Source organism: Mycobacterium sp. E1715, assembly GCF_001667625.1.
Taxonomy (GTDB): Bacteria; Actinomycetota; Actinomycetes; order Mycobacteriales; family Mycobacteriaceae; genus Mycobacterium.
Map to the genome: position 1 here is coordinate 1 of NZ_LZJJ01000166.1, position 8,062 is coordinate 8,062.

Annotated in this window: 8 protein-coding genes and 1 pseudogene; 7 read left to right on the top strand and 2 right to left on the bottom strand. The window is 69.1% G+C overall.

Annotation, left to right across the window (positions count from 1 at the left end):
• From A9X03_RS29730 to A9X03_RS09195, 6 genes are all read left to right on the top strand, one after another.
• The coding region (locus A9X03_RS29730; protein ID WP_067783199.1) for a DUF6295 family protein at positions 1–273 on the top strand (273 nt) is incomplete at its 5' end.
• Complete coding sequence (locus A9X03_RS09175; protein ID WP_067759315.1) at positions 270–1,040, top strand: DUF427 domain-containing protein; 771 nt, start codon at positions 270–272, stop codon at positions 1,038–1,040. The genes A9X03_RS29730 and A9X03_RS09175, both read left to right, overlap by 4 nt.
• A 377-nt stretch (positions 1,041–1,417) precedes the next feature.
• Positions 1,418–2,473 (top strand): WD40 repeat domain-containing protein, encoded by a 1,056-nt coding sequence (locus A9X03_RS09180; protein ID WP_068260675.1) that lies wholly within the window; start codon positions 1,418–1,420, stop codon positions 2,471–2,473.
• A 144-nt stretch (positions 2,474–2,617) separates the two neighbouring features.
• The gene (locus tag A9X03_RS09185; RefSeq protein ID WP_067783191.1) at positions 2,618–4,249 is read left to right on the top strand and encodes a long-chain fatty acid--CoA ligase; all 1,632 of its coding nucleotides are present in this window, start codon (positions 2,618–2,620) and stop codon (positions 4,247–4,249) included.
• A gap of 33 nt (positions 4,250–4,282) precedes the next feature.
• Positions 4,283–5,167: a class II glutamine amidotransferase gene (locus A9X03_RS09190; protein WP_068260680.1), complete on the top strand. Its 885-nt coding sequence runs from the start codon at positions 4,283–4,285 to the stop codon at positions 5,165–5,167.
• A gap of 29 nt (positions 5,168–5,196) precedes the next feature.
• On the top strand, positions 5,197–6,066 hold the full coding sequence (locus A9X03_RS09195; protein WP_067759356.1) for a patatin-like phospholipase family protein: 870 nt from the start codon (positions 5,197–5,199) through the stop codon (positions 6,064–6,066).
• Positions 6,067–6,086: 20 nt separating this feature from the next.
• Here A9X03_RS09195 and A9X03_RS09200 read toward each other — a convergent pair whose 3' ends face one another.
• Positions 6,087–7,166 (bottom strand): patatin-like phospholipase family protein, encoded by a 1,080-nt coding sequence (locus A9X03_RS09200; RefSeq protein ID WP_156746514.1) that lies wholly within the window; start codon positions 7,164–7,166, stop codon positions 6,087–6,089.
• Between the two features lie 92 nt (positions 7,167–7,258).
• Positions 7,259–7,702 (bottom strand): lipoprotein LpqV, encoded by a 444-nt coding sequence (locus A9X03_RS09205; RefSeq protein WP_067783185.1) that lies wholly within the window; start codon positions 7,700–7,702, stop codon positions 7,259–7,261.
• A gap of 112 nt (positions 7,703–7,814) precedes the next feature.
• Here A9X03_RS09205 and A9X03_RS09210 point away from each other — a divergent pair.
• Positions 7,815–8,062 (top strand): annotated as a pseudogene (locus A9X03_RS09210) (cysteine dioxygenase); the annotation flags it as partial.

Below are 8,062 nucleotides of genomic sequence, written 5' to 3' on the forward strand. Positions count from 1 at the left end.
TGCACCTATCTCACCGAACACGTCGGAATCGACGGCAGCGGCAAGGGCGCCACGGGGTGGTTCGGCGCCAGCCGCGCGACGGTGTATGTCGATCACCCCGTGCACGCCCCCTACGGCCACACGGTCAACATCGACGTGATCAATCCGGAGCTCGGGCCGTCGGCGCGGGTGGCGCTGGAGCTCACCGAGGAGAGCGCCCTGGCGCTCGCCGATGCCATCCGTAGGGCGATCGCCCACGCGCCGGCCGGGCTGGCCGCCAAGGATCAGACATGACCGTCGAGCGTGATTACCCCGAAATGGCCGTCGCGCGCGGCAGGGTCGAGCCTGCACCGCGCCGGGTGCGGGGCTATCTTTCAGACGCGTTGGTCTTCGACACCACCGCGGCGCTCTACGTGTGGGAGGTTCCGTACTACCCGCAGTACTACATACCGCTGGCCGATGTCCGCCCGGAGTTCCTGCGTGACGAGAACCATTCGCAGAAGGTGCAATTCGGCGCATCGCGGCTGTACTCCCTGGAGGGCTCCGGTCACACTCATCCGTCCGCCGCGCGGGTGTTCGACGCCGACGGCGACGGCCCGGTGGCCGGGACCGTGCGATTCGAATGGAATTCGTTGCGCTGGTTCGAGGAAGACGAGCCGATCTACGGCCACCCGCGGAACCCCTATTCGCGCGTGGACGCGCTGCGGTCGCATCGGCATGTCCGTGTCGAGCTGGATGGAATTGTGCTGGCCGACACCAGGTCTCCCGTCCTGCTCTTTGAAACCGGTTTACCGACAAGGTATTACATCGACCCCACCGATATCTCTTTTGAGCATCTGGAATCCAGCGCGACACAGACGCTGTGTCCGTACAAAGGGGTGACGTCGGGATACTGGTCGGTGCGCTCCGGCGGTGCGCTGCATCCGGACCTGGCCTGGACCTATCACTACCCGTTGCCCGCGGTCGGCCAGATCGCCGGTCTGGTGGCCTTTTACAACGAAAAGCTCGATATCGTCGTCGACGGTGCCGCCTTGCCCCGGCCAAGAACCCAATTCAGCTAGTCGATAAGGTGTGATCTTTCCCTCTTCGCGGGATTGAGCCTGAGAATTTCTTAACTTGGACAATGCTGGGGCGCTGACCGGGGGCGTTAGCGGCTAAAGCGAAATCCGCCGGATGCGCGTTTGCGTCTCTTTCGCTGAGGGTAAGCGACTGCGGTACAGCGTTATTGCGAGCCTGAGCAGAACCTGAGCGCGGGGAGTGACGTAACTAACGTCGGGGGAATTTGGCGCTCTCGACGCGAATTTTGGCCGGTAAGATCGAAAAACCAGTCGGGTCAGTGCCTTTCGGTGCTGAGATCCTCCTGGATCCGGAGACCTAATTGTCGCGCAATTTCCGACGATTTTGCCTCCGCGCCGACGACCAGCAAAGGCGGTGCAACGTGAGCGGTGTGAACGGCCGCAAGGCCTTCCCGGACGACCGAGAAGAGCCAAATTTCCGATTCGACGAGGGCTCGGTGGTCCGGATTCCGGTGCGATACGGTCCGATCAGCGATGCCTGCGTAAGCCCCGACGGCAGCCGGCTGATAGTCGCCAACCACGCCCGCGCATCGGTTTCGATCGTCGACACCGATGCGCGCCGGGTGGTGCAGACCGTCACCGGCCTCGGCGAGCCCTCCACGATCGCCCTCAGCGGTGGGACCAACCCGCGCGCCTATGTCAGCACGGCCACCACGGCGTACGACTCCGTCGACGTCGTCGACCTGGTCACCAACGCGTGGGTGGCGACGCATCCGCTGGCCAACACCGTGAGCGACCTTGCCGTGAGTGCCGACGGCAGGTTCGTCTACGCCGGCCGGAACGGCGTCTGCGGAGCCGACGTCACGGTCCTGGACACCACCACCGACGACTTCGAGGTGATCGACCTCGCCACCGCACCGGGGACCACCGTGGACTGTGTCCGCATCGCCCCGGACGGGCGTCACCTCTACGCCGCCACCAACGGCCCGTCGGGCGGCCAACTGGTCGAAGTCGACACTCGGCGCTTGCACATCGCCGGCGCCTACGAGCTCGGGTTACCCATCCGCGACGTCGCACTGAGCGACGCCGGCGGTACGGCCTACGTAGCCAGCTGCGGCCCCATTGTGGGCGCGGTGCTCGATGTCATCGACATCCGCACCCGCAAGATCACCGGCACGCGCAAGCTCAGCGAGGTCGCCGGTCCGCTGACCCGCCTCGCGCTCAGCCGCGACGGCCGCCGTGCCTATCTGGTCGGCGACGACCATGTCGCGGTGGTCTGCACGCGCACCCACGACGTCATCGGTGAGATCACGGCGGTCAAGGACCCGTCCTGCGTGGTGGAAAGCCCGGATGGCAGGTACCTCTACATCGGCGACTACTCCGGCGCGGTCACCGTGGCGCCGATCGCCGCGGGGCCGGCCGACGAGTCGACCACCGGGCTGCTCGCGCCGGCGCAGCGGGAACCTGTACTGGCTTAGGGTGATTGCCGACGCCGGCGCCGAACTCGGGCTTAGGGTGGAGGCTGCCGGCGGCCCCTCGCCTCCGGCGCGGCACCCGGCCACCCCGCATCCCGAGGGTTGACATCGGGCGCCGCTGCGCCGAGATCCAAGGGCGGTACCTCAATGGACAGCACCATGCAGGACTTTCCGTTGACGATCACCGCGATCATGCGGCACGGCTGCGGCGTGCACGGCGCTCGCACGGTTGCCACCGCCACCGGCGACGGCTACCGGCGAACCAGCTACCGGGAACTGGGCCGGGACGCCGCGCGGCTGGCGAACGGACTGCGCCGCCTCGGCGTCACCGGGGATCAACGGGTGGCGACGTTCATGTGGAACAACGCCGAACACCTGGCGACCTACCTGGCGGTGCCGTCGATGGGCGCCGTGCTGCACACCCTCAACATCCGCCTCTTCGCCGAGCAGATCGTCTACGTCGCCAACGAGGCCGAAGACCAGGTGGTGCTGGTCGACGCGTCGCTGGCCAAGCTGCTCGCGCCGGTGCTGGGCGACCTCAAGACCGTGCACACCGCGATCGTCGTCGGGGAGGGTGACACCGCGCCGTTCGAGGGTTCGGGCAAGACCGTGCTGCGGTACGCCGACGTGCTCGCTGGCGAGTCCACCGAGTTCGACTGGCCCGACATCGACGAGCAGTCCGCGGCCGCCATGTGCTACACCAGCGGCACCACCGGCAACCCCAAAGGCGTGGTGTACAGCCATCGTTCGAGCTACCTGCACACCATGGCGGCCTGCAGCACCAACGGCATCGGCGTGGGTTCGGTCGACAGCGTGCTGCCGATCGTGCCGATGTTCCACGCCAACGCGTGGGGCCTGCCTTATGCGGCGCTGATGGCCGGCGCCGACCTGGTGTTGCCCGACTGCCATCTGGACGCGCGGTCGCTGATCGGCATGGTGGAACACGAGCGACCGACCGTCGCCGGTGCGGTGCCCACCATCTGGAACGACGTGTTGCATCGCCTGGAGGACGAACCGGACCACGACATGTCGTCGCTGCGGTTGGTGGTCTGTGGGGGATCGGCCGTTCCGCTGTCGTTGATGCGCACGTTCGAGGAGAAGCACGGCGTGCAGATCCGGCAGCTGTGGGGCATGACGGAAACCTCGCCGATGGCCACCATGGCATGGCCGCCGCCGGGCACCCCCGAGGATCAGCACTGGACGTACCGCGCCACCCAGGGGCAACCGGTCTGCGGGGTCGAGATGCGGATCGTCGACGACGACGGCCAGGTGCTGCCCAACGACGGCGAGGCCGTGGGCGAGGTGGAAGTCCGCGGCCCGTGGATCGCCGGCTCCTACTACCTGACGGCCGACGACTCGAAGTTCGATTCCGGTTGGTTGCGCACGGGTGACGTGGGGCGGATCGACGAGCGCGGTTTCGTCACCCTGACCGACCGGGCCAAGGACGTCATCAAGTCCGGCGGCGAGTGGATCTCCTCGGTCGAGCTGGAGAACAGCTTGATCGGGCACCCGCATGTGGTGGAGGCAGCGGTGGTCGGCGTGCCCGACGAGCGTTGGCAGGAACGGCCGCTGGCGGTCGTGGTGGCCAAGGAAGGCGCGACGGTCAGCGCCGAGGACCTGCGAAAGTTCCTCGCGGAGAAGGTGGCTCGTTGGTGGCTGCCCGAGAGGTGGGCGTTCGTCGAGGAGATTCCGCGCACCAGTGTGGGCAAGTACGACAAGAAGGCGATCCGCGCGCGCTACGCCGAGCACGGCTATTGGGTGGTCGAGGCCCGCGACTGAGCCCGCCGGCTGGCGCTCGGTACCGTCGAGAACATGTGCCGACTATTCGGGCTCCACGCCGGGACGGACGTTTGCACCGCGACGTTCTGGTTGTTGGACGCCCCCGACAGCCTCGCCGAACAGAGCAGGAGAAACCCGGACGGCACGGGCGTGGGCGTCTTCGACGAGCGCGGCCGGCCGCAGCTGGACAAGCAGCCCATGGCGGCCTGGGAGGACGCGGCGTTCGCTACCGAGGCCCATGACCTGACCGGCACCACGTTCATCGCGCACGTGCGTTACGCGACGACCGGTTCCCTCGACGTCCGCAACACCCACCCGTTCCTGCAGGACGGCCGGATCTTCGCGCACAACGGCGTGGTCGAGGGGCTCGACGTTCTCGACGACCGGCTGCGCGAGGTCGGCACCGGGGATCTGGTTCTCGGCGACACCGACTCCGAGCGGGTATTCGCATTGATCACCGCCTCAATCCGAGCGCTCGACGGCGACGTCACCGCGGGCCTGACCGATGCCATGAGGTGGCTCGCGGCCAACGCGCCGATCTATGCGGTGAACGTGCTGCTGAGCACGGCCACCGACATGTGGGCGCTGCGCTACCCCGACACGCACGAGCTCTACATCCTGGACCGCTCCGACGATGCCGCCATCCAGGCCCCGGCATTCGACATGCGCACCAGCCGCATTCATGCGCGCTCGGAACATCTGTGCACCCGATCGTCGGTGGTGTTCGCCACCGAACGCATGGATGACGACCCCCGCTGGCGCCTGCTCGAGCCGGGCGAGCTGGTCCACGTGGACGCCACGCTGCGCGTCGACCGCCGGCTGATCCTGCCCAGCCCGCCCGCACACCTGCTGCGCCGGGCGGAGCTGAGCGCACCGGTCCAGGAGGCGCAACACGCGTTGCCGGGCGCCCCGCGCTAGCCGACGGCGGCCTGGCAGAGTGGGTGGGCGTGACAACCAGACGAGCCCTAGTCCTGGCCGGTGGGGGGATAGCGGGAATCGCCTGGGAGACAGGCATTTTGCGCGGTATCGCCGACGAGTCACCGGCTGCGGCCGGGCTGCTACTGGATTCCGACGTTCTGGTGGGCACCTCCGCGGGGTCGACGGTCGCCGCGCAAATCGGGAGTGGCGCCCCGCTCGATGAGCTGTTCGACCGGCAGGTCGCCGAGGTGTCCGCCGAGATCGATTCCGGGGTCGACGTCGAAACGATCACCAAAATGTTCCTCAGCGCCTTGGCCGAGCCCTATTCCGACCCGTCGGACCGGACCCGGCAGCAGATGCAGCGGATCGGCGCCGTGGCACTCGCGACCGAAACCGTTGCACCGCCGGTGCGCCGGCGGGTCATCGCGCAGCGCTTGCCATCCCACGACTGGCCCGACCGGGCGCTGCGGATCACCGCAATCGACGTTGACACCGGCGAATTGGCCGTTTTCGATCGCGAGTCCGGCGTCGACCTCGTCGACGCGGTCGCGGCCAGTTGCGCGGTGCCCGGGGCCTGGCCGCCGGTGGCGATCGCCGGCCGGCGCTACATGGACGGCGGGGTGGCCAGCTCGGTCAACCTCGGTGTGGCCGCCGATTGCGGCGCGGCGGTGGTGCTGGTGCCCTCGGGTGCGGACACGCCGTCGCCGTTCGGCGCCGGCCCGGCCGCGGAGATCTCCGCCTTCAGCGGCGCGACGGTCGCGGTGTTCGCCGACTCCGGCTCGCTGGCGGCGTTTGGGCCCAATCCGTTGGATCCCGCCTGCCGCGTCGCGTCGGCGCTGGCCGGCCGCGAGCAGGGCCGCCGCGAAGCCGAAGCCGTCGCGCGCTTCCTCGGGGCCTAACCCGTTGCGGCAGAGCGGTTTCAGTCCTCGATCGGGGGCGGCGCGGCGCGGTCGTTTTCGAAGGCGTCCAACGCCTCATCCGCCAGCGCACGCCCGACGGCGATCACCTCCGCCGCCCGGTGGAACTCCAGGCCCCGGCAGATCGAGCGCGGAACTTCGATCAGCAAGTCGGGCGGGTAGACGGCCAGCGTATGGCGCGCCAGCGCGGCCTGGGCGATGTCGATCGTGCGGTTCATCACCTCGAAGCTGCCCAGTTTCGGGATATCCGGTGCGGCGCCGGCCAATTCACCGGCCACCTCGTACTCGGCCGCGTTCTCCTCGACGTCCGGGTCGTCCGGCCAGCTTTCCGCGTCGGCGGTGGACCCGCCGAACCTGCCGAGAACGGCCCGCGCGGTCGGCCGGTCGAGCAGCGAGCGGGCGGCCGTGGTGTCGAGCAGCGCCGAGGTGCTGCGCACCATGCGGTTCAGCCATTCGGCGGTGACTCCCGACTCCGCGTCGCGGTTGGCGATCGCCTCGCTGCCGGACAGGCTCACCGCGATGGTCACGTCGGCGTTGACCGCCGAAAGCGGCGCCATCGGCAGCGGGTCCAGGATGCCCCCGTCGGCCAGCAGACGCCCGTCGACCTCGTGCGGGGCGATCACGCCGGGGATGGCGATGGAGGCGCGGATCGCGGTGTCGACCGGCCCGCGCTGAAACCACACCGACTTGCCGGCCACCAGGTCGGTGGCCACCGCGGTGAAGGGGATGGGCAGCTGCTCGATGGCGACCGGGCCGAGGATGTCACGCACCGCGTCGAGGATCTTCTCGGCGCGCATCACCCCCGCCGCGCTGATCGAGAAGTCCAGCAGCCGCAGGATGGTGCGCTGCGTGAGGGACTTCGCCCAGTCGGCGAACTCGTCGCGGCGCCCGGCCGCCTCGAGGCCGCCGACCAGCGCGCCCATCGACGAGCCCGCGATCCCCACGATCTCGTACTCGCGGGCGCGCAGCGCCTCGATCACCCCGATGTGGGCGTAGCCGCGCGCCCCGCCACTGCCCAGCGCCAACGCCACCCGGGTCGGTGACGATCGGCGCGCAACCGCTGCGGCGGGTTCGTCCGGCATCCCTTCATTTTGCGCGGCGGCGCCCGGCCGCACCGGCCGGGTCGGCAGTTTTTTCTAGCCGTGAATTCAATTGCCCGGGGGTTGAAAAAGCGCTAGCCGCATTCGTCGTTGGCGGCTGCGCGCGCGGCGGTGAGCACGGCCGCCTGCCGGGCCGGCGTCAGGTCCGCCCACCGGGCGTTCCAGCTGCCCGGGGTGCCCGACGGCGCGGCCTGCAGCATCGCCAAGTAGGGCTCGAACAGCGACTGACCGGTCCTGGGCTGGGCATCCATCCACACTTTCGCGGCGTGACACGCCTGGTAATACTCTTCCTCGGTCGAATCCGCGGGCACGTCGACCCTGGTCGTCACGCCCCCCGGCGACAGCCCGACGGCGCCCGGGGGCGCCGCCCCGGGGCCACTGGGAATGCCGGCCGGACGCGTCGACGAGGACGCGGGCCTGCCGCTGGGGTGGTCAGCGGAGCATCCCGTTACGGCCAACAAACCGGCCGCCACGGCGAGCGTGCCGCACAGCAGGGGTCGACGAGCGCACCGGCGCACCCTCCCAATCTATGCAACACTGGCGGCCGTGATGGAGCGCTTCGGATTTTGCGAGTGTTGTCGGCCGTAACACGCCGCCGCCCGTCCGATCCGTTTTCTCTGGAGCTCCCCGATGTCTGTGCCCCTCGCCGCCCCGGCTGCGTTGCGCCCGCGCCACGTCTCGTCCCCATCGTCGGGACCGACCCGCCTGCGGGTGCCCGACCTCATGCACGCCACCGACCAGGCCGCCGACGACGTGCTGAGCGGGCGTTGCGACCACCTGCTGCCCCCGGGCGGGATACCGGAGACGCGGCGCTGGTTCACCCGCATCCACGGTGACGAGGAGCTGGACGTCTGGCTGATCAGCTGGGTGCCCGGCCA

Bases quoted from the DNA above. Each gene is read 5' to 3' on its own strand.
- A9X03_RS09175 (WP_067759315.1), top strand. From the start codon at position 270: ATGACCGTCGAGCGTGATTACCCCGAAATGGCCGTCGCGCGCGGCAGG.
- A9X03_RS09185 (WP_067783191.1), top strand. From the start codon at position 2,618: ATGGACAGCACCATGCAGGACTTTCCGTTGACGATCACCGCGATCATG.
- A9X03_RS09190 (WP_068260680.1), top strand. From the start codon at position 4,283: ATGTGCCGACTATTCGGGCTCCACGCCGGGACGGACGTTTGCACCGCG.
- A9X03_RS09200 (WP_156746514.1), bottom strand. From the start codon at position 7,166: ATGCCGGACGAACCCGCCGCAGCGGTTGCGCGCCGATCGTCACCGACC.